17 protein-coding genes are annotated in these 20,212 nt (G+C 54.0%); 11 read left to right on the forward strand and 6 right to left on the reverse strand.

Annotation, left to right across the window (positions count from 1 at the left end):
• Positions 1-6: 6 nt before the first annotated feature.
• The 5 genes from araD to rluA all read left to right on the forward strand — a co-directional run bounded on the left by araD (position 7) and on the right by rluA (position 7,801).
• On the forward strand, positions 7-702 hold the full coding sequence (gene araD / locus ABIB59_RS21885; RefSeq protein ID WP_039078336.1) for an L-ribulose-5-phosphate 4-epimerase: 696 nt from the start codon (positions 7-9) through the stop codon (positions 700-702).
• A gap of 145 nt (positions 703-847) precedes the next feature.
• Positions 848-1,480 carry a YdcF family protein gene (locus tag ABIB59_RS21890; protein ID WP_394373784.1) on the forward strand — a complete coding sequence of 211 codons (633 nt, stop codon included), beginning with the start codon at positions 848-850 and terminating at the stop codon, positions 1,478-1,480.
• 101 nt (positions 1,481-1,581) lie between these two features.
• Positions 1,582-3,939, forward strand: coding sequence for a DNA polymerase II (polB, locus tag ABIB59_RS21895; protein ID WP_354037024.1), 2,358 nt, complete (start codon positions 1,582-1,584; stop codon positions 3,937-3,939).
• A 284-nt stretch (positions 3,940-4,223) separates the two neighbouring features.
• Positions 4,224-7,130: an RNA polymerase-associated protein RapA gene (gene rapA, locus ABIB59_RS21900; protein ID WP_071193632.1), complete on the forward strand. Its 2,907-nt coding sequence runs from the start codon at positions 4,224-4,226 to the stop codon at positions 7,128-7,130.
• Positions 7,131-7,141: 11 nt separating this feature from the next.
• On the forward strand, positions 7,142-7,801 hold the full coding sequence (gene rluA / locus ABIB59_RS21905; RefSeq protein WP_039078332.1) for a bifunctional tRNA pseudouridine(32) synthase/23S rRNA pseudouridine(746) synthase RluA: 660 nt from the start codon (positions 7,142-7,144) through the stop codon (positions 7,799-7,801).
• A 257-nt stretch (positions 7,802-8,058) separates the two neighbouring features.
• Here the strand turns inward: rluA and djlA are convergent, their stop codons facing one another.
• Complete coding sequence (djlA, locus tag ABIB59_RS21910; RefSeq protein WP_047371858.1) at positions 8,059-8,874, reverse strand: co-chaperone DjlA; 816 nt, start codon at positions 8,872-8,874, stop codon at positions 8,059-8,061.
• A 195-nt stretch (positions 8,875-9,069) separates the two neighbouring features.
• Here djlA and lptD point away from each other — a divergent pair, with 195 nt between their 5' ends.
• Genes lptD through apaH form a run of 6 tightly spaced genes read left to right on the forward strand, consistent with a single transcriptional unit; the run spans position 9,070 to position 15,842 of the window.
• Positions 9,070-11,472 (forward strand): LPS assembly protein LptD, encoded by a 2,403-nt coding sequence (gene lptD, locus ABIB59_RS21915; protein WP_354037026.1) that lies wholly within the window; start codon positions 9,070-9,072, stop codon positions 11,470-11,472.
• Positions 11,473-11,517: 45 nt separating this feature from the next.
• Positions 11,518-12,804, forward strand: a complete 1,287-nt coding sequence (gene surA / locus ABIB59_RS21920; RefSeq protein ID WP_079497271.1) for a peptidylprolyl isomerase SurA — start codon at positions 11,518-11,520, stop codon at positions 12,802-12,804.
• On the forward strand, positions 12,804-13,790 hold the full coding sequence (gene pdxA, locus ABIB59_RS21925; protein ID WP_354037028.1) for a 4-hydroxythreonine-4-phosphate dehydrogenase PdxA: 987 nt from the start codon (positions 12,804-12,806) through the stop codon (positions 13,788-13,790). The genes surA and pdxA overlap by 1 nt, the downstream gene beginning before the upstream one ends.
• A complete protein-coding gene (gene rsmA / locus ABIB59_RS21930) occupies positions 13,787-14,608 on the forward strand; it encodes a 16S rRNA (adenine(1518)-N(6)/adenine(1519)-N(6))-dimethyltransferase RsmA (protein WP_039078327.1) in 822 nt (273 codons plus the stop codon). Before pdxA ends, rsmA begins: the two co-directional genes overlap by 4 nt.
• Before the next feature lie 3 nt (positions 14,609-14,611).
• On the forward strand, positions 14,612-14,989 hold the full coding sequence (gene apaG / locus ABIB59_RS21935) for a Co2+/Mg2+ efflux facilitator ApaG/CorD (protein ID WP_039078326.1): 378 nt from the start codon (positions 14,612-14,614) through the stop codon (positions 14,987-14,989).
• Between the two features lie 4 nt (positions 14,990-14,993).
• A complete protein-coding gene (gene apaH / locus ABIB59_RS21940; RefSeq protein WP_071193628.1) occupies positions 14,994-15,842 on the forward strand; it encodes a bis(5'-nucleosyl)-tetraphosphatase (symmetrical) ApaH in 849 nt (282 codons plus the stop codon).
• A gap of 90 nt (positions 15,843-15,932) precedes the next feature.
• On the opposite strand, the gene ABIB59_RS21945 is transcribed toward apaH, so the two are convergent.
• From ABIB59_RS21945 to ABIB59_RS21965, 5 genes are all read right to left on the reverse strand, one after another.
• A complete protein-coding gene (locus ABIB59_RS21945; RefSeq protein ID WP_317077156.1) occupies positions 15,933-16,613 on the reverse strand; it encodes a plasmid pRiA4b ORF-3 family protein in 681 nt (226 codons plus the stop codon).
• 1 nt (position 16,614) lies between these two features.
• Positions 16,615-17,094, reverse strand: a complete 480-nt coding sequence (gene folA, locus ABIB59_RS21950; RefSeq protein ID WP_039078324.1) for a type 3 dihydrofolate reductase — start codon at positions 17,092-17,094, stop codon at positions 16,615-16,617.
• A 189-nt stretch (positions 17,095-17,283) separates the two neighbouring features.
• On the reverse strand, positions 17,284-19,146 hold the full coding sequence (gene kefC, locus ABIB59_RS21955) for a glutathione-regulated potassium-efflux system protein KefC (RefSeq protein WP_071193627.1): 1,863 nt from the start codon (positions 19,144-19,146) through the stop codon (positions 17,284-17,286).
• A complete protein-coding gene (kefF, locus tag ABIB59_RS21960) occupies positions 19,139-19,669 on the reverse strand; it encodes a glutathione-regulated potassium-efflux system oxidoreductase KefF (RefSeq protein ID WP_039078322.1) in 531 nt (176 codons plus the stop codon). The genes kefC and kefF overlap by 8 nt, the downstream gene beginning before the upstream one ends.
• Positions 19,670-19,892: 223 nt before the next feature.
• Positions 19,893-20,126 (reverse strand): YgdI/YgdR family lipoprotein, encoded by a 234-nt coding sequence (locus tag ABIB59_RS21965; protein ID WP_039078321.1) that lies wholly within the window; start codon positions 20,124-20,126, stop codon positions 19,893-19,895.
• Positions 20,127-20,212: the final 86 nt, after the last annotated feature.

Here is a 20,212-nt window from a genome sequence, read left to right on the forward strand (position 1 = left end):
GAAAGCATGTTAGAAGCATTGAAACAGCAAGTGCTGGAAGCCAATCTGGCGCTGCCAAAACACAACCTGGTGACCCTCACCTGGGGCAATGTCAGCGCCGTTGACCGCGAACGTGGCGTACTGATAATTAAACCGTCCGGCGTTGATTACAGCGTCATGACCGCCGGGGATATGGTGGTGGTCAGTCTCGAAACCGGGGAAGTGGTGGAAGGGAAAAAGAAACCCTCTTCCGACACCCCAACGCATCGCCTGCTCTATCAGGCGTTCCCGACCATTGGCGGCATTGTGCATACCCATTCGCGCCACGCTACCATCTGGGCACAGTCCGGCCAGGCCATTCCGGCGACCGGAACAACCCACGCAGACTATTTCTACGGCACCATTCCCTGTACGCGCAAAATGACGGATACCGAAATTAACGGTGAATACGAGTGGGAAACCGGCAACGTGATCGTTGAAACCTTCAGAAAGCAGGGTATCGATCCGGCACAAATGCCCGGCGTACTGGTGCACTCACATGGGCCGTTCGCTTGGGGGAAAAACGCCGACGACGCGGTGCACAATGCCATCGTGCTGGAGGAAGTGGCCTATATGGGCATTTTCTGCCGCCAGCTCGCGCCAGAGCTCCCGGCTATGCAACAGACACTGCTGGACAAACACTATTTGCGCAAACACGGCGCAAAAGCCTATTACGGACAGTAAGTTTTACCCTCTCCCGACCCGTAGCCTGGCTATGGGTCGGTCATTTTTAACTTCCTAATTTTCCGCCTTATATCCAGCATGTCGTTGCCATTTCACGGCAAACTGGCAATGCTATGCGATACGGCAACCGGCGGGAGAAAAGCCAGTGAAAATAAAGGGAGCAGGAAAATGGATACTGCTGGGGCTCGTCACGGCGGCGTTCGTGATCATTTATAACGCCATCGCGATTTACCGCTTTAGCCAACAGGACCAGACACGCAAGGCAGATTGCGCGATTGTTGCCGGAGCCGGTATCAATAAAAAATCCCCCAGCCCGGTTTTTACCGCCAGATTAGACCACGCGATTTGGTTATATCAGGAAGGCAAGGTGAACTCGCTGATCCTGACAGGCGGTCTCAGTAATGGCGCAACCGAGTCCGATGCCGCCATCGCCCGAAATTATCTCTTAAATCGGGGTGTCCCTGAGTCGGTCATTTTTATCGACGAGCAATCTACCGTTACCCGTGAAAATATCCAAAACGCCAAAATAATCATGACACGCCAGAATATGCAGACAGCGCTGCTGGTCAGCGATCCTTTGCATATGCTGCGCATGCGGCTTATCGCACACGATAACGATATTGTGAGCTGGACCTCGCCCACCACCACAAGCCGATATCGTTCCTGGCAAACGCAACTGCCTTTTCTGCTCAGGGAATCGTTCTACTACACCGGTTATCGCATACTGCGATATCTCCCGCGTATTCCGATACAAAAAGTCGACCGCCAGCCCGGCTGAGTGCAGCGGCGGGCGGGCATCCGCATACCTGTACAAAAAATCAGTATCCCCGGGCAAACCAGGCTATAATCTCGCCGATAATGAGGCGATGAGAGAATGGTGTGACGCAAGCGCGAGAAGGCTTTTTACTGACCCGACACTGGCGGGACACGCCACAGGGAACCGAGGTGGAATTCTGGCTGGCGACGGATAACGGGCCGCTACAGGTCTTTTTGCCGCCACAAGAATCAGTTGCGTTTATCCCCAGTGCGCAAGTCAGCCAGGCACAGCGTTTACTCGCCGGAGAAAACCAGTACCGCCTCACGCCGCTGCAACTTAAGGATTTCCACCGCCAGCCCGTTCACGGGCTATATTGTCGGGCGCACCGCCAGTTGATGTGCTATGAAAAACTGCTGCGCGACGGTGGCGTCACGGTTTATGAAGCCGACGTCCGCCCGCCAGAACGCTTTTTGATGGAGCGCTTTATTACCGCGCCGGTATGGGTGGATGGCGAGCCGCGCGGCGAGCAACTGACCAACGCGCGCCTGAAACCCAATCCGCATTATCGCCCGCCCCTCAAATGGGTCTCGCTGGATATCGAAACCACCCGTAACGGCGAACTTTACTGTATCGGGCTGGAGGGGTGCGGCCAGCGCACGGTCTATATGCTCGGTCCGGAAAACGGTGATGCCAGCGGGCTGGATTTCACTCTTGAGTATGTCGCCAGTCGTCCGCAACTTTTGGAAAAGCTCAACGCCTGGTTTGCGCAGCACGATCCCGACGTGATTATCGGCTGGAACGTCGTGCAGTTCGACCTGCGCGTGCTGCAAAAAAGCGCGGAACGTTATCGCCTGCCTTTATTGCTCGGGCGCGGCAATCAACCGCTCGAATGGCGTGAGCACGGGTTTAAAAACGGCGTTTTCTTCGCCCAGGCAACTGGTAGGGTGATTATCGACGGGATTGAAGCGCTTAAATCCGCTTTCTGGAATTTTTCCTCTTTTTCGCTGGAAACGGTATCGCAGGAGTTACTGGGTGAAGGCAAAGCGATCGATAACCCATGGGATCGCATGGACGAAATCGATCGCCGTTTCGCCGAAAACAAGCCCGCCCTTGCCACCTATAACCTGAAAGATTGTGAACTGGTAACGCGTATCTTCCACAAAACGGACATCATGCCGTTCTTGCTGGAACGCGCTACGGTGAACGGTCTGGCGATTGACAGGCATGGTGGTTCGGTGGCGGCGTTTAGCCACCTCTATTTTCCACGGATGCACCGCGCGGGGTATGTCGCGCCAAACCTTGGTGATGTGCCACCGCAGGCCAGTCCCGGCGGCTATGTGATGGACTCATGCCCGGGCCTGTACGATTCCGTGCTGGTGCTGGACTACAAAAGCCTGTATCCCTCGATCATCCGCACCTTCTTGATCGATCCCGTCGGTCTGGTGGAAGGGATGGCGCATCCGGATCCTGAACACAGCACAGGCGGCTTTCTGGGCGCACGCTTTTCCCGGCAGACCCATTGCCTGCCCGGGATCGTCGGTCAAATCTGGCATGGCCGCGATGAAGCCAAACGAGTGGGAAACAAACCGCTGTCGCAGGCGCTTAAGATCATCATGAATGCGTTTTACGGCGTGCTGGGTACCAGCGCCTGCCGTTTTTTCGATCCGCGTCTTGCTTCATCGATCACCATGCGCGGCCACGAGATCATGCGCCAGACCAAAGCGCTGATTGAGTCTCAGGGCTATGACGTCATTTACGGCGATACGGATTCCACCTTTGTCTGGCTCAAAAAAGCACATAACGAGGCCGATGCGGCACGTATTGGTCACGAACTGGTGGCCTATGTGAACAACTGGTGGGAAGCACATCTGTCCGCTGAGCACTTGACCAGTGCGCTGGAACTGGAATTCGAAACCCACTTTTGCCGTTTTTTGATGCCAACCATTCGCGGCACAGAACAGGGAAGTAAAAAGCGCTACGCCGGATTGATACAAGAAGGTGAAGAACAACGGATGGTGTTCAAAGGGTTGGAGACCGTACGAACCGACTGGACGCCGCTGGCGCAGCAATTTCAAAAGACACTTTATTTGCGTATCTTTCGCAATGAGCCCTATCAGGATTATGTGCGCGAAACAATCGATAAGCTGATGGCAGGTGAACTGGATGCGCTGCTGGTCTACCGCAAGCGCCTGCGCCGCCCGCTGGCCGATTACGAGCGTAACGTGCCGCCTCATGTTCGCGCAGCACGACTCGCCGATGAACAGAACCTGAAACGCGGCCGCCCGCCCCAGTATCAAAATCGGGGCACCATCAAATATGTCTGGACGACACAGGGGCCGGAACCGGTGGATTATCAGCAATCGCCCCTGGATTACGACCACTATCTGACCAAACAACTTCAGCCGGTCGCTGATGGAATACTGCCCTTCACCGACGATGATTTTGCTACACTACTGACAGGGCAACTGGGACTGTTTTGACTTCGTATCCGGCTGGCGCAGTAACAGAGGCCAGCCTTCGAGCCTCTGGATTGCGGGTTGCTTCGCGGCCATTGTTGAGCTGGTTTTCGGCATACAGCGAACAAGGTGATCAACGTGCCAACAACGCGGTGACTTGCAAAACAACGGGCATAACGAGAGTGACGAAAGCATTGCCATCCAGTACCATAGCGCCCTTTCTATTCCTGGCCCCAAACTTAGCCGTCCGCCTGATTCTCAGGCGGTGACGAACTATTGCCTGCAATTTGAGATATAGAGTTCAATTTATGCCCTTTACACTTGGTCAACGCTGGATAAGCGACACGGAAAGCGAACTCGGACTGGGTACAGTCGTAGCGATGGATGCGCGAACCGTTACTCTGCTTTTTCCCGCGACGGGAGAAAATCGTCTGTATGCACGCAGCGATTCCCCCGTTACACGCGTCATGTTTAATCCTGGCGATACGGTAACCAGCCACGAAGGCTGGCAGCTGACTGTTGAAGACGTAAAAGAAGAAAACGGCCTGCTCGCCTATACCGGTACGCGCCTGGATACGCAGGAAACCAACGTCATGCTGCGCGAGGTCTTTCTCGACAGCAAACTGGTCTTTAGCAAACCGCAAGACCGCCTGTTCGCCGGGCAAATCGACCGTATGGACCGTTTCGCGCTGCGTTATCGCGCGCGTAAATATCAAAGTGAACAGTACCGTATGCCGTGGAGCGGGCTGCGCGGCCAGCGTACCAGCCTGATCCCTCACCAGTTGCATATCGCCCACGATGTTGGCCGTCGCCATGCGCCACGTGTGCTGCTGGCGGACGAAGTTGGCTTAGGTAAAACCATTGAAGCCGGGATGATCCTCCACCAGCAGTTGTTGTCCGGCGCCGCGGAACGTGTGCTGATCATCGTGCCGGAAACGCTGCAGCACCAGTGGCTGGTCGAAATGCTGCGTCGCTTCAACCTGCGCTTTGCGCTGTTTGATGACGAACGCTATGCCGAAGCGCAGCACGATGCCGACAACCCATTTGAAACGGAACAACTGGTGATTTGCTCACTGGACTTCGTGCGCCGTAATAAACAGCGCCTGGAGCACCTGTGTGACGCCGAATGGGATTTAATGGTGGTGGATGAAGCTCATCACCTGGTGTGGAGCGAAGAGGCTCCAAGCCGTGAATACCAGGCCATTGAACAGCTTGCTGAGCGCGTGCCGGGCATTTTGCTGCTTACCGCGACACCGGAGCAACTCGGCCTTGAGAGCCACTTTGCGCGCCTGCGCTTGTTGGATCCAAACCGTTTCCACGATTTCGCTCAGTTCGTTGATGAACAACAGAACTATCGCCCGGTTGCTGATGCGGTTGCCTTGTTACTGGCAGGCAAACGCCTGAATGATACCGAGCTCAATACGCTTAGCGACCTGATTGGCGAACAGGACATCGAGCCGCTGCTGCAGGCCGCCAACAGTGACCGTGACGACGCTGAGGCAGCGCGTCAGGAGCTGATTTCGATGCTAATGGACCGCCACGGCACCAGCCGCGTGCTGTTCCGTAACACCCGTAACGGCGTGAAAGGCTTCCCGAAACGCGAACTGCACACCATCAAGCTGCCGCTACCGACCCAGTATCAGACGGCAATTAAAGTCTCCGGCATCATGGGCGCGCGTAAAAGTGCTGAAGACCGTGCCCGCGATATGCTCTACCCGGAACAGATCTATCAGGAATTCGAAGGCGACAGCGGTACCTGGTGGAACTTCGATCCGCGCGTCGAATGGCTGATGGGCTATCTGACCAGCCATCGTTCACAGAAGGTTCTGGTGATCTGCGCCAAAGCGGCCACCGCGCTGCAACTGGAGCAGGTCTTGCGCGAGCGTGAAGGTATCCGTGCCGCAGTGTTCCATGAAGGCATGTCGATAGTAGAACGTGACCGCGCGGCGGCCTGGTTTAGCGAAGAAGACAGCGGCGCGCAGGTATTGCTGTGCTCTGAAATCGGCTCCGAAGGACGTAACTTCCAGTTTGCCAGCCATCTGGTGATGTTCGATCTGCCGTTCAACCCGGATCTGCTCGAACAGCGTATCGGTCGTCTGGATCGTATCGGCCAGGCGCATGACATTCAGATCCACGTGCCTTATCTGGAAAAAACGGCGCAATCCGTGCTGGTGCGTTGGTACCACGAAGGTCTGGACGCGTTCGAACACACCTGCCCGACAGGGCGGACGATTTACGACAAGGTCCACACCGATCTGATTAATTACCTTGCATCGCCGGAAAATACCGACGGTTTTGATGACCTTATCAAGGCCTGCCGCGAGCAGCATGACGCGCTGAAAGCGCAGCTTGAGCAAGGTCGGGACCGTCTGCTGGAAATTCACTCCAACGGCGGTGAAAAAGCGCTGGCTCTGGCAGAAAGCATTGAAGAGCAGGACGATGATACCGGGCTTATCAATTTCGCCATGAACCTGTTCGATATCGTCGGTATCAACCAGGACGATCGCGGCGAGAACATGATTGTGCTGACGCCATCCGATCATATGCTGGTACCGGATTTTCCGGGCCTGCCGGAAGATGGCTGCACCATCACCTTTGAGCGTGAGGTGGCACTGTCCCGCGAAGATGCGCAGTTTATTACCTGGGAACATCCGCTGATTCGCAACGGGCTGGATCTGATCCTTTCTGGCGATACCGGTAGCAGCACCATTTCATTGTTGAAAAATAAGGCGCTGCCTGTCGGTACACTGCTGCTGGAACTGATTTATGTCGTTGAGGCACAGGCGCCGAAACAACTGCAGCTTAACCGCTTCCTGCCGCCGACGCCGATTCGTCTGCTGGTGGATAAAAACGGCACTAACCTTGCCACACAGGTCGAGTTCGAGAGTTTCAACCGTCAGCTCAGCGCGGTTAACCGCCACACCGGCAGTAAGCTGGTGAACGCCGTACAGCAGGATGTACACACCATTCTGCAAAAAGGTGAAGCGCAGGTCGAAAAAGCCGCACAGGCATTGATCGACGCCGCGAAGCGCGAAGCGGATGAAAAATTGTCAGCGGAGCTGTCGCGCCTCGAAGCCCTCAAAGCCGTTAACCCGAATATTCGTGATGACGAGCTGAGCGCTATTGAGAGCAACCGCCTGCAGGTGCTGGAAAGCCTTTCTCAGGCAGGCTGGCGTCTTGACGCGCTGCGTCTTATCGTTGTGACGCATCAGTAACGGAGCAGGCTATGGTAATGGAGTCCTACAATCCGCCTCAGGATCCCTGGCTGACCATCCTCTATCAGGATGAGCACATTATGGTGGTCAACAAGCCGAGCGGGTTGTTGTCTGTGCCAGGGCGTCTTGAAGAGCATAAAGACAGCGTGATGACGCGCATTCAGCGCGATTTCCCGCAGGCGGAATCCGTGCATCGTCTGGACATGGCGACCAGCGGCGTGATTGTGGTGGCTCTGACCAAAGCGGCGGAGCGCGAGCTCAAGCGCCAGTTCCGCGAGCGCGAACCGAAAAAGCAGTATGTGGCGCGCGTTTGGGGACACCTGGAGCACGAAGAGGGGCTTGTCGATCTGCCTCTGATTTGCGACTGGCCGAATCGTCCGAAGCAGAAAGTCTGCTACGAGACCGGTAAACCCGCGCAGACAGGGTATGAAGTGCTGGAATTCGCCGCCGACAATACCACGCGCGTGCGGCTTAAGCCGATTACCGGTCGCTCGCACCAATTGCGTGTGCATATGCTGGCGTTGGGGCATCCGATTCTGGGCGACAGGTTTTACGCGACGCCAGAGGCTCTTGCTCTGGCGCCACGCCTGTTACTGCATGCGGAAACGTTGACGATAACCCACCCGGCGTATGGCAACAGCATGACATTCAGGGCGCCGGTGGATTTTTGACTTAACGCGGCTTACGGTCCCGGATGGCGGCTGCGCCTTATCCGGGTTACCGTCAAAACCAGCAGGTAGCCCGGGCAAGGCGTTTTACGCCGACTCCCGGGGTTATTGCGAAGCCTACCGCCAGGCCATCGACGGCGGGCGTCAGCGGCGCAGGCAGATTATTCACGGCCTGCGCACAGCAACCGGAGCGGACTCAAAGTACGTGAGGATTGCGAGCACAGCCCGGGGATAATCTGGCAAGTAAGCTAGCCCGCAACTTACTTAAACCCTTTCTGCTCTTTAATGAGCTCATAAGCCTTCTGAATCTCCTGCGCTTTCTGCTTCGCCATCTCCATCATCTCCGGCGGCAGCCCTTTCGCCACCAGCTTATCCGGATGATGTTCGCCCATCAGCTTACGGTAGGCGCGCTTAATGGTGGTGGCATCATCCGTTGGCTTCACACCCAGCACATTGCAGGCATCTTCAAGCGTAGGGCCGCGTTGCGCCTGCTGCTGCCAGCCGCCGCCCGCTTGCTGCTGATAGCCACCGCCAAACTGCGCCCCACCCTGCATCATACGTAAAAACTGATCGAACTGACCACGAGAGATCCCCAGTTCTTCGGCAATGACGTACAGCACTTCGCGCTCATTAGGATGCAGCGAGCCATCGGCGAATGCCGCCTGAATCTGGATTTCCAGGAACATTCTGATTAAATCAAAGCGTCCGAAGCAAACACTGCGAAACTGACGCATTTTGTCACGTAATGGGTAGTTATCCGCTTTGCCCACGCGAAACGCCTGCTGCGCCGCCGCGCGTGAGTCACCGTGCAGGTTCATCCGGTCCATAAACAGACTGGCAACCTGAATATCGGCCTGCGTCACGCGACCTTTGGATTTTGTTAAATGGCCCATCACCTCGAAGGTGGTGGCAAAAAAGAGCGTCTGACGTTCCCGTTGATTGGCAAACCACGCCATTTTTCGGCTGCGAGCCTTATCAAACATATGGCCGATTAACAGCCCGAGAACCGCGCCCCAAAAGCCTCCGCCCATGATCAGAGCGAAAACCACACCAACCACTTTTCCCCAATACTGCATATACTCCCCAAATCGTCATGCCGTCGGCTAAAATTTGCTTTATCATACCCGTCATTCTATGCCGTGCACAGGCACAGTCTTCTCTGACCTGGCTCGAAAACGGGCAGGATTAACTAGCGCTGCGAAGATGAGTACGTTAGTCTCTGACCGTTTGCCAGCGTAAAGCCACAGATGACGGAACAACAAATACAACGTATGAAAAAACGTATTCCCACCCTCCTGGCCACAATGATCGGCACAGCCCTTTATAGTCAACAAGGGATGACAGCCAGTCTCGCCTCGCAATGTATGCTTGGCGTTCCGAGCTATAACCGTCCATTGGTAACAGGCGATACTAATAATCTGCCTGTGACCATCAATGCCGATGACGCCAAAGGTAACTACCCTGACGACGCCAATTTTAAAGGCAATGTGGATATTAATCAGGGCAATAGCCGCCTGCGTGCTGATGAAGTTCAACTTCACCAGAAACAGGTGGAAGGCCAGGCTGACCCGGTGCGTACAGTGGATGCACTGGGTAATGTGCACTACGACGACAATCAGGTCATCCTGAAAGGTCCGAAAGCCTGGTCAAATTTAAATACGAAAGACACCAACGTCTGGCAAGGCGACTACCAGATGGTGGGGCGCCAGGGACGTGGTGATGCAGACCTGATGAAACAGCGTGGCGAAAACCGTTACACCATCCTTGAAAACGGTTCATTCACCTCCTGCTTACCGGGTTCAAATACCTGGAGCGTCGTGGGTAGCGAAGTCATCCATGACCGTGAAGAACAGGTTGCAGAGATCTGGAACGCGCGCTTTAAACTCGGCCCGGTGCCGGTTTTCTACAGCCCGTACCTGCAATTGCCGGTGGGTGATAAGCGCCGTTCTGGTTTCTTGATTCCAAATGCCAAGTACAGCACGAACAACGGCTTTGAGTTTTATTTGCCGTACTACTGGAATATCGCCCCCAACTTCGATGCGACCATCACACCGCACTACATTCAAAAACGCGGCAATACTCAGTGGCAGAACGAATTCCGCTACCTGACGCAAGCGGGAACAGGTCTCATCGAATTTGATTATCTGCCGTCGGATAACGTCTATCAGGACGACCATTCTTCTACCGAGTCGAATCGCCATCGTTGGTTGTTCTATTGGAATCACTTTGGCGTGATGGACCAGGTTTGGCGTTTTAACGTCGATTACACCAAAGTCAGCGATCCATACTATTTTACCGACTTTTCGTCGAAATACGGTACCAGTACTGACGGTTACGCCACCCAGAAATTCAGCATGGGTTATTGGCTGGAGAATTTTAACGCCACAGTATCGACCAAACAGTTCCAGGTATTTAACCGGCAGAACAGTAATTCCTACGCCGCAGAACCACAGCTAGACGTGAATTACTACAAAAACGACCTGGGTCCGTTTGACGCACATATCTATGGCCAGGCGGTGCATTTTGCTAACACAAACAGCACCTTCCCGGAAGCCACACGTGTTCACCTTGAACCAACGTTAAATCTGCCGCTGTCGAATAACTGGAGCAGCCTCGATACTGAGGTAAAATTGCTGGCTACTCATTATCAGCAAACTGGTTTGGATTCTTATCTTAATTATGCTCAACAGCAGTACAACAGCAATCCATCGAGTACCAGCAATCAAGACCGTTTGAGATCGGCTAAAGAACTTAAGGACTCGGTGAATCGAGTGTTGCCGCAGTTTAAGGTCGACGGGAAGCTAGTTTTCGAGCGTGATATGACTCTGGCGGAGGGATATACCCAGACGTTAGAGCCAAGGGCACAATATCTCTATGTGCCGTATCGTAACCAGAGCGGCATTAACAACTACGACTCCTCCCTGCTGCAATCCGACTACAGCGGCCTGTTTCGCGACCGTACCTACGGCGGTCTGGATCGTATCGCATCGGCAAACCAGGTTACCACCGGCGTCACATCCCGTATTTATGATGATGCTTCTGTTGAACGTTTTAACGTTTCTGTTGGTCAAATCTACTATTTCACACAGTCACGCACTGGCGATGACAACATAAATTGGGAGAAAGACAACAAAACGGGTTCACTGGTATGGGCGGGAGATACCTACTGGCGCATTTCGGATCGCTGGGGCTTGCGTGGCGGCGTGCAGTATGACACGCGTCTGAACAATATCGCTAACGGTTCCACATCAATTGAATATCGCCGCGATGAAGACCGTATGGTACAGCTCAGCTATCGCTATGCCAGCCCGGAATACATCCAGGCAACACTGCCGAACTACGCAGCCTCGGAACTCTATAAAGACGGCATTTCGCAAGTTGGTGCGGCAGCAAGCTGGCCGATCGTCGACCGCTGGTCTGTCGTCGGGGCTTACTACTACGATACCAATACAAACAAGCCTGCCGACCAGATGTTAGGTCTGCAGTATAACTCCTGCTGTTATGCGATTCGCGTTGGGTATGAACGCAAAATCAACGGCTGGGAAAACAACCAAAGCAAGTATGACAACGTCATCGGTTTCAACATTGAGTTGCGCGGTTTGAGCTCAAATTACGGTCTGGGCACGCAACAAATGTTGCGCTCGAACATTCTGCCGTACCGTAGCTCATTATGATGTGGTTGATTTGCAAAGTTATCGGTTAATTGAAATGGAAAAAGTATGAAGAACTGGAAAACGCTGCTTCTCGGTATCGCTATGGTTGCGAATACCAGTTTCGCTGCACCGCAAGTTGTCGATAAAGTAGCTGCCGTCGTGAATAACGGCGTGGTGCTCGAAAGCGACGTTGATGGTTTGATGCAATCCGTGAAACTTAACGCGGGCCAGGCGGGTCAACAATTGCCTGATGACGCTACGCTGCGTCATCAGATTCTTGAACGTCTGATCATGGATCAAATCATTCTGCAAATGGCGACGAAAATGAACATCAAGGTGACCGATGATCAACTCGATCAGGCCATCGCCAATATCGCCAAACAAAACAATATCTCCATGGATCAGATGCGCAGCCGTCTGGCTTACGACGGTGTGAATTTCAACACCTACCGTAGCCAAATCCGCAAAGAGATGCTCATTTCCGAAGTCCGCAACAACGAAGTTCGCCGCCGCATTACCGTGCTGCCGCAGGAAGTTGAAGCGCTCGCGAAACAAGTAGGCAACCAAAACGACGCCAGTACCGAACTGAACCTGAGCCACATTCTGGTTCCGTTGCCGGAAAACCCAACCTCTGACCAGGTAAATGAAGCAGAAAGCCAGGCACGTTCTATCGTTGACGAAGCGCGTAAAGGCGGCGATTTCGGTAAACTGGCAATTACCTACTCTGCCGACCAGCAGGCGCTGAAAGGTGGCCAGATGGGTTGGGGGCGTATTCAGGAACTGCCGTCAATCTTCGCTCAGGCGCTTAGCACGGCGAAAAAAGGCGACATCATTGGCCCCATCCGTTCAGGCGTTGGCTTTCATATTCTGAAAGTGAACGATCTGCGTGGCCAAAGCCAGAGCATATCCGTGACCGAAGTTCACGCTCGCCACATTCTGCTGAAACCGTCGCCGATCATGAGTGACGACCAGGCACGCGTGAAACTGGAACAGATCGCGGCTGACATCAAGAGCGGTAAAACCACCTTTGCTGCAGCGGCAAAAGAGTTCTCTCAGGATCCAGGTTCTGCCAATCAGGGCGGCGATATGGGCTGGGCGGCAGCCGATATCTACGATCCGGCATTCCGTGATGCGTTGATGAAGCTTAGCCGTGGTCAGATGAGCGGCCCGGTACACTCCTCCTTTGGCTGGCATCTGATAGAGCTACTGGATACCCGTAACGTCGATAAAACCGATGCTGCGCAAAAAGATCGTGCTTACCGCATGCTGATGAACCGCAAATTCTCCGAAGAAGCGGCAACCTGGATGCAGGAACAGCGCGCCAGCGCTTACGTTAAAATCCTGAGCAACTAATGAACGCACATCGTGTCGTTATCACTCCCGGCGAACCCGCCGGGATTGGTCCTGATTTAGTCGTACAACTCGCCCAGCGTGACTGGCCCGTAGAGTTAGTGGTGTGTGCAGATCCAACGCTGCTCACCGAGCGTGCGGCGCTGCTGGGTTTGCCCCTCGGCCTGCGCGAGTACCACGCCGGACAACCGGCCCGTGCACAACAGGCAGGCAGCCTCACCGTATTACCCGTTGCACTCAAAACGCCAGTTGTGCCAGGCGAGCTGGACGTCAACAATGGACCATACGTGGTCGACACGCTGGCCCGTGCCTGCGATGGTTGCCTGAGCGGCGAGTTTGCTGCGCTGATCACCGGCCCCGTGCATAAAGGGGTGATCAACGACGCGGGTACGCCGTTTACCGGACACACCGAGTTCTTCGAAGAGCGTTCGCGCGTCAGCAAAGTCGTGATGATGCTGGCAACAGAGGAACTCCGCGTTGCGCTGGCCACGACCCATCTGCCCATCAAAGCGGTTGCCGAGGCCATCACGCCAGATTTGCTGCGCGACGTCATCACCATTTTGTATACCGATTTGCAGCAAAAGTTTGGTATCCGCCAGCCACATGTTCTGGTGTGCGGCCTGAACCCACACGCCGGGGAAGGCGGACATATGGGCACCGAAGAGATCGATACGATCATTCCGGTTCTTGATGAAATGCGCGCAAAAGGCATGAATCTTAGTGGTCCACTGCCTGCCGATACGCTTTTTCAGCCTAAATATCTTGATAATGCCGACGCCGTACTGGCGATGTACCACGATCAGGGCCTGCCCGTGCTAAAATACCAGGGCTTTGGCCGTGGCGTGAACATTACGCTCGGTTTACCTTTTATTCGTACATCTGTTGATCATGGCACCGCGCTGGAACTGGCGGGCCAGGGAAAAGCCGATGTCGGCAGTTTTATCACGGCGCTTAATCTCGCCATCACCATGATTGTTAATACTCAATGACTAATCGAGTCCATCAGGGCCACTTAGCCCGTAAACGCTTCGGGCAAAACTTCCTCAACGATCAGTTTGTGATCGACAGTATTGTTTCAGCTATCAATCCGCAAAAAGGCCAGGCGATGGTCGAAATCGGCCCGGGCCTTGCCGCACTGACCGAGCCGGTAGGTGAACGTCTGGATAAGCTCACCGTTATCGAGTTGGATCGCGATCTGGCTGCGCGTCTGCAAACTCATCCGTTTCTCGGGCCAAAGCTGACAATTTTTCAGCAAGATGCGATGACCATGAATTTCGGCGAGCTGTCGCAGACTATGGGTCAGCCGCTGCGCGTATTTGGCAACCTGCCTTATAACATCTCAACACCGCTAATGTTCCATCTGTTTAGCTATACTGATGCCATTGCCGACATGCACTTTATGTTGCAAAAAGAGGTCGTCAATCGTCTGGTTGCAGGGCCAAACAGTAAGGCGTATGGTCGTTTAAGCGTCATGGCGCAATACTATTGCCAGATTATTCCGGTGCTGGAAGTGCCGCCAACAGCCTTCACCCCACCGCCTAAGGTGGATTCCGCTGTCGTGCGCCTGGTACCACATCGCACGTTGCCACATCCGGTCAAAGAAGTCCGGGTGCTGAGTCGGATCACGACGGAAGCCTTTAACCAGCGCCGTAAAACGATCCGCAACAGCCTTGGCAACCTCTTCTCCGTTGAGGTATTGACGGAGCTGGGCGTTGATCCGGCGATGCGTGCGGAAAACATCTCTGTTGCGCAGTATTGCAAGATGGCGAACTATCTGACTGATAATGCGCCGCCGAAGGAGAGTTAAGTCATGATCAATTCGCCCCGAGTTTCTGTTCAGGTGCAAAGTGTCTATATTGAATCGCAATCTTCACCCGATGAAGAACGCTATGTTTTCGCTTACACCATCACTATTCGGAATCTGGGGCGAGCGCCGGTCCAGTTGCTTAAACGGTACTGGCTTATCACCAACGGGAATGGCCGTGAAACTGAGGTTCAGGGTGAAGGTGTGGTCGGCGTTCAGCCGCACATTGAACCCGGCGGAGAATATCAGTATACCAGCGGTGCGGTAATTGAAACGCCGTTTGGTACCATGGAAGGCCATTATGAAATGATCGATGCGCAAGGGAAGGCGTTCCGCATCGCTATCCCGGTCTTCCGACTTGCCGTTCAAACACTAATCCACTGAGACAATGTCTACATATCTTATTGGCGACGTTCATGGTTGCTATGATGAACTGCTCGCATTGTTAAATCAGGTGCAGTTTGTACCTGGGCAGGACACCTTATGGTTAACGGGTGATTTAGTCGCGCGCGGCCCCGGCTCCCTGGATGTATTGCGCTACGTTAAATCGCTGGGCGACAGCGTTCGCCTGGTCCTCGGCAACCACGATCTGCACCTGCTGGCGGTGTTTGCCGGCATCAGCCGCAATAAACCCAAAGATCGGCTTAATTTGCTTCTGGAAGCGCCCGATGCCGACGACCTCATCAACTGGCTGCGTCGTCAGCCGCTGTTGCAGGTCGATGAGGAGAAAAAGCTGGTGATGGCCCACGCGGGTATTACGCCGCAGTGGGATCTGGAGACGGCTCAGCAATGCGCACGCGACGTTGAAGCCATTCTCTCCAGCGACTCCTACCCGTTCTTCCTTGACGGGATGTATGGCGACTATCCGAACAGTTGGTCAACGGAACTGAGCGGAATGGCACGGCTGCGTTTTATCAGCAATGCCTTTACGCGGATGCGCTACTGTTTCCCGAACGGGGAGCTGGATATGTATTGCAAAGATGTTCCGGAATACGCACCGGCACCGTTGAAGCCCTGGTTTACCATTCCCGGACCTGTCTCGCAGGCGTACAGCATCGTGTTTGGTCACTGGGCATCACTGGAAGGGAAAGGCACGCCAGAAGGCATTTACGCACTGGATACCGGCTGTTGCTGGGGCGGCACACTAACCTGCCTGCGCTGGGAAGATCAAGCCTGGTTTGTGCAACCGTCGAACCGTCAAATGGATTTAGGTGAAGACGAGGCGGTCGCCTCTTAGTGGCAAACGTCTGCTTTAAGCTGAATCTTCACCGTTTTGCTAAAAACTCATAACATACAGCGCGAAGTTTGCCCACCGCGCTGTACCATTTTATTCAAATTCGTCCATCAATGGTAAAGCCCGATCCCGCGACCAGCGCAAGTATATATTTAAAAGTAAGTTGATGGCGTTAATATCATATTGAAATATAAGGCTTTGGACATCACTAACCTGAATATTCTCATCCAGACCAATAATTTCCAAAAAAGCTTCATAGTCTTCTTCATTATTTTGCGGGTCGAAAACTGCCCGAAGCAGATGCATATAAGCATGTGCACCACCACAGTCCTCTGGCGGGCAGGCCATAATCCCTTCTATACACTCAATAGGTTGCATTTCATCTAAAGAGAAATTTTTATCTTCGAGAACAATTTCGTGCTCCCAGCTGTCACCAAAATCATAAAGATACGTTAATTTATTGCCGCTGCGTTTGAGCAATGTATTCAGACGAATCACTGATTCATCTTCATCGTTAATCGATTCTGGATGTTCGGTGAAAATTTGCTTTTTGAACATAAACTGATGCAGATGGTAGTCTTGCCAGCCCATGACAATTTGTACCACATCATGCAAACGATCGAGTGTAATGTTGGAAGGAACAACAAATCGGCGCCAAACAACCGGGTCTATGTCTTTGAGGGTGATTTTGAGTTGATAAAATGTATTCATTCCAGCCTCAATTTGGCCTGCGTACATTTTTCCCGGCGGATGCACACCACCGGGTATATTCATTTTACCGACGTTCCAGAATCTCGAAGCAATAGCTATGAGAATTCTGCTCATCCGCATCGTTAAACTCGCTAAATACCGACTCCCAGTCATCCGGATCGTAATCCGGAAAATGGGTATCCCCTTCGACTTCGGCATCAATGTGCGTCAGATAGAGCTTTTGTGCCTTCGGCAGGAACTGCTCATAAACACGGCCACCGCCGATCACCATGATCTCTTCCGCGTCACCGCACTCGGCAATCGCCGCGTCAACCGAGGTGACCCACTGTACGCGATCGTCAGTGCCTGGCTTGCTGCTGATGACAATGTTTTTACGACCTGGCAGCGGGCGCCCAATCGACTCCCATGTCAGGCGTCCCATAACCACAGGTTTGTTTAGCGTATTACGTTTGAACCAGGCGAGATCGGCAGGTAGGTTCCATGGCATGGCATTCTCCATGCCAATGACGCGATCCACCGCTAACGCCGCAATCAGACTGATCATTGATAATTTCCCGGATGCAAAAAATTGTCGCCACTATACGGAAAGCGCATTCTTTCGTCGACTGGCGACAGGGTAAAGAGACAGAAAATTTTCGTAATCTGTAAGCAAACCCGCGCTGCACGATCGCATACCTTGCTTTCCACTTTTTCGCGAAGCAAACCCTTAACCGTCAATCAGCTGTAACACGCGCTATGGCTGTGGTTTCGCCTCAGGTTCATCGGCGACATCCCCCGTGTGACGGCCCTCTTTGGTCCCCTGCCAGCCATGGCGCTGGACCACGGACAGATGCGCCCGGTCTTCGCTGATAATCTCCGTCAACATCGCACTGGTGCGTTTAAAGACGTCCGCTCTGGCCTGAGCGGTGTTATCCACTCCGGCCATCTCCTCAACCATCTGGGTGTTGAACTGGCGGAAAAGGTCGGCACGCTCACGCGCCTCATAAGGCCCCAGACCTAACCCTTCGAGCGCCATTCGCCCGGCTTTCAACGCCGCTTCAAATGTTTCACGCTCCGGCTTCTCAACACCCGCCTGGCGCAGACGAATGTAATGATCGACGTCGCGGGCACGGGCAATAATACGCAGCGCCGGGAAATGGGTTTTCGCCAGTTCAGTAAGCTGGAGATTGGCCTGCGGATCGTCAATCGCGTTGATCAGCACTTCGGCTTTTCCGGCACCGGCTGACTCCAGCAGATCCACGCGCGTCGCATCGCCATAAAAGACCTTCATGCCGAATTTGCGCAGCGTTTCAATGTGGTCCGGGTCGTGATCGAGAACAACCATTTTGACTCCACTAGAGAGTAGCAGACGCCCGGCAATTTGGCCGAAGCGGCCGAATCCGGCCACAATGACCCGCGGTTCATCTTCGTCAATCTCATCGGCTTCACGCGCTTGCCCGGTGGCAGCGCTTTCCAGACGCGTCAGCAGGACTAACAGCACAGGCGTCGCCGCCATGGACAACGCCACAGCCAGCGTCAAGGCTTTGACCCACTCCGGGTCGAGCACACCTGCCATTTGTGCTGCACCAAAAACCACAAACGCGAACTCACTGCCCTGCCCCAGCAGTGCCGCAAACCAGCGCCGCTGTTTGCCTGGCACACTCAGCGGACGAGCAATCAGCCAGAGAACGAGGGTTTTAATCACCAGGAAACCGACCAGCAAAAGCAGGATACGCAGCGGATGAGTGACCAGGGTGCCAAAGTCTATCGACATACCGACACCGATAAAAAAGAGCCCCAGCAGCAGACCTTTAAAGGGTTCAATATCGCTTTCCAGCGCATGACGGTATTCCGAGCTTGCCAGCAGCACGCCAGCCAGGAACGCCCCCATCGCCATGGAAAGGCCAGCCTCTTCCAGCAACAAACCGAAGCCGAATACCAGAAACAGCGCCACGGCGCTGAACACTTCACGTAATCCGGAGCGGGCAACAAAACGCAGTGCCGGACGCGCGACATAGCGCCCCAGCACGACCACCAGCGCCAGCGCGCCAACCACTTTCAACGCCGACAGGGCAAACGCCCCCACCGTTGTGGATGCGCCACTGCTGGCCAGTAGCGGAATCATCGCCACCAGTGGAATGGCCGCGATATCCTGGAAAAGCAGCACGGAAAAGGCACTACGCCCCATTTGCGAAACGGTCAGGTTACGCTCATTCATCGCCTGCATGGCAATCGCGGTTGAGGAGAGCGCCAGCGTCAGGCCGATAAGCAGCGCCACCGGCCAGTCGAGCCCCAGTACCATACAAAACGCCCCCAACAAAACGCCGCAGGAGGCCATTTGCAACGCGCCGCCGCCAAAGACGGACACGCGCAACTTCCACAGTCTCTGGGGATCCAGCTCAAGGCCAATCACAAACAGCATCAACACCACGCCGATTTCAGCGAAGTGGAGGATAGATTCAGCGTCAGTGACCAGGCGTAAGCCCCACGGACCAATAATACAACCGGCGATCAGATAACCCAGCACGGACCCCAGCCCCAGACGTACCGCGATCGGTACGATGAGCGCGGCCGCCCCCAGGTAAATCAGCGCCTGAATAAGCGTATGACTATCCATGGTGGGTCTCCTGCCAGTCGAGCAACAATTGTTTGTAGCGACGGGCCTGCGCCTGCAGAGTTTCGTCGTCGCAAATGAAGGTGCAGTGAGTGGCAAACGGCGGCAACCAGTTCATCCCGCAATAGAGCGCCGTGGCCTGTAATGGCTGTCCCAGAACATCAAAGCCAGGGTGTGAGCCAATATCAAAGTGCTGATCCCCGCCGCCCGTGGTCACGGCCCATAACAGACTTTTCCCCTGCAACGCACGCGCGCCATGGCCATATGCCCAGCCGTGGGCCAGGACTTTATCAATCCATAATTTGAGGAGCGGCGGTACACTGTACCATTGCATGGGATGTTGCCAGACAACCAGGTCAGCGCGACGCAATGCCTCCTGCTCGGCGGCGATATCAATATTGAAATCGGGGTAGAGGTGATAAAGAGAGCGAATTTCCACCCCCTCCAGAGTCCCTGCATGCTCAATCATCCGCTTATTCGCATGGGAATACTGCGGATAGGGATGGGCATAAATTATCAGAATCATCGATTAACCTGTTTTCACTGCACACTTTTTTCTTTGAGTGTAGACAGTTAATCGTCGTGCTAACAGCGACAATCTATGCGGGATTAGCAGGCACCAGCACAGCACCTGTCAGAATAGCGGCTAAAACAGCGAGAAGGGTTGGCATTACCGGTCTGCCGCCACCGAGGGGTGAGATAAAAAAGTCCCGCGCTAATGGCGGGACGCTTTCTGACACGGAGTGAAATTAATTGTCCAGTTCACTCATGTTCTTCACCTGGTCGCGGTTAATCTGCTCGGTTTTACCCGTTTCCGCATTTTTGTAAGAGACCAGGCCGGTGTCGCTATCGATTTCCGGTTTGCCATCAGTCACGATAGTTTTGCCATCGGTGGTTTTTACGGCCTGATTGGATGAACAACCGGCAACGGTAAAGAGCGTGGCAGCCGTAAACAGTGACGTTAATAACAGTTTCGTTCGCATGGTGTTCTCCCCTGCTTTTCAGTCGTTTTCAGTTAAATACAGGGTAACTTTAGACTAACTGACTGACCTTAAAAGAAAATACAGAA

It is taken from the genome of Citrobacter sp. UYEF32 (genome assembly GCF_040546205.1).
Lineage (GTDB): Bacteria > Pseudomonadota > Gammaproteobacteria > Enterobacterales > Enterobacteriaceae > Phytobacter > Phytobacter diazotrophicus.

Excerpts from the sequence above, each read along its gene's own strand:
- apaH (WP_071193628.1), top strand. The coding sequence starts at position 14,994 with ATGTCTACATATCTTATTGGCGACGTTCATGGTTGCTATGATGAACTG.
- folA (WP_039078324.1), bottom strand. The coding sequence starts at position 17,094 with ATGATCAGTCTGATTGCGGCGTTAGCGGTGGATCGCGTCATTGGCATG.
- ABIB59_RS21945 (WP_317077156.1), bottom strand. The coding sequence starts at position 16,613 with ATGAATATACCCGGTGGTGTGCATCCGCCGGGAAAAATGTACGCAGGC.
- kefF (WP_039078322.1), bottom strand. The coding sequence starts at position 19,669 with ATGATTCTGATAATTTATGCCCATCCCTATCCGCAGTATTCCCATGCG.
- ABIB59_RS21965 (WP_039078321.1), bottom strand. The coding sequence starts at position 20,126 with ATGCGAACGAAACTGTTATTAACGTCACTGTTTACGGCTGCCACGCTC.
- araD (WP_039078336.1), top strand. The coding sequence starts at position 7 with ATGTTAGAAGCATTGAAACAGCAAGTGCTGGAAGCCAATCTGGCGCTG.
- djlA (WP_047371858.1), bottom strand. The coding sequence starts at position 8,874 with ATGCAGTATTGGGGAAAAGTGGTTGGTGTGGTTTTCGCTCTGATCATG.
- lptD (WP_354037026.1), top strand. The coding sequence starts at position 9,070 with ATGAAAAAACGTATTCCCACCCTCCTGGCCACAATGATCGGCACAGCC.
- rapA (WP_071193632.1), top strand. The coding sequence starts at position 4,224 with ATGCCCTTTACACTTGGTCAACGCTGGATAAGCGACACGGAAAGCGAA.
- rluA (WP_039078332.1), top strand. The coding sequence starts at position 7,142 with ATGGTAATGGAGTCCTACAATCCGCCTCAGGATCCCTGGCTGACCATC.
- pdxA (WP_354037028.1), top strand. The coding sequence starts at position 12,804 with ATGAACGCACATCGTGTCGTTATCACTCCCGGCGAACCCGCCGGGATT.
- kefC (WP_071193627.1), bottom strand. The coding sequence starts at position 19,146 with ATGGATAGTCATACGCTTATTCAGGCGCTGATTTACCTGGGGGCGGCC.
- apaG (WP_039078326.1), top strand. The coding sequence starts at position 14,612 with ATGATCAATTCGCCCCGAGTTTCTGTTCAGGTGCAAAGTGTCTATATT.
- rsmA (WP_039078327.1), top strand. The coding sequence starts at position 13,787 with ATGACTAATCGAGTCCATCAGGGCCACTTAGCCCGTAAACGCTTCGGG.
- surA (WP_079497271.1), top strand. The coding sequence starts at position 11,518 with ATGAAGAACTGGAAAACGCTGCTTCTCGGTATCGCTATGGTTGCGAAT.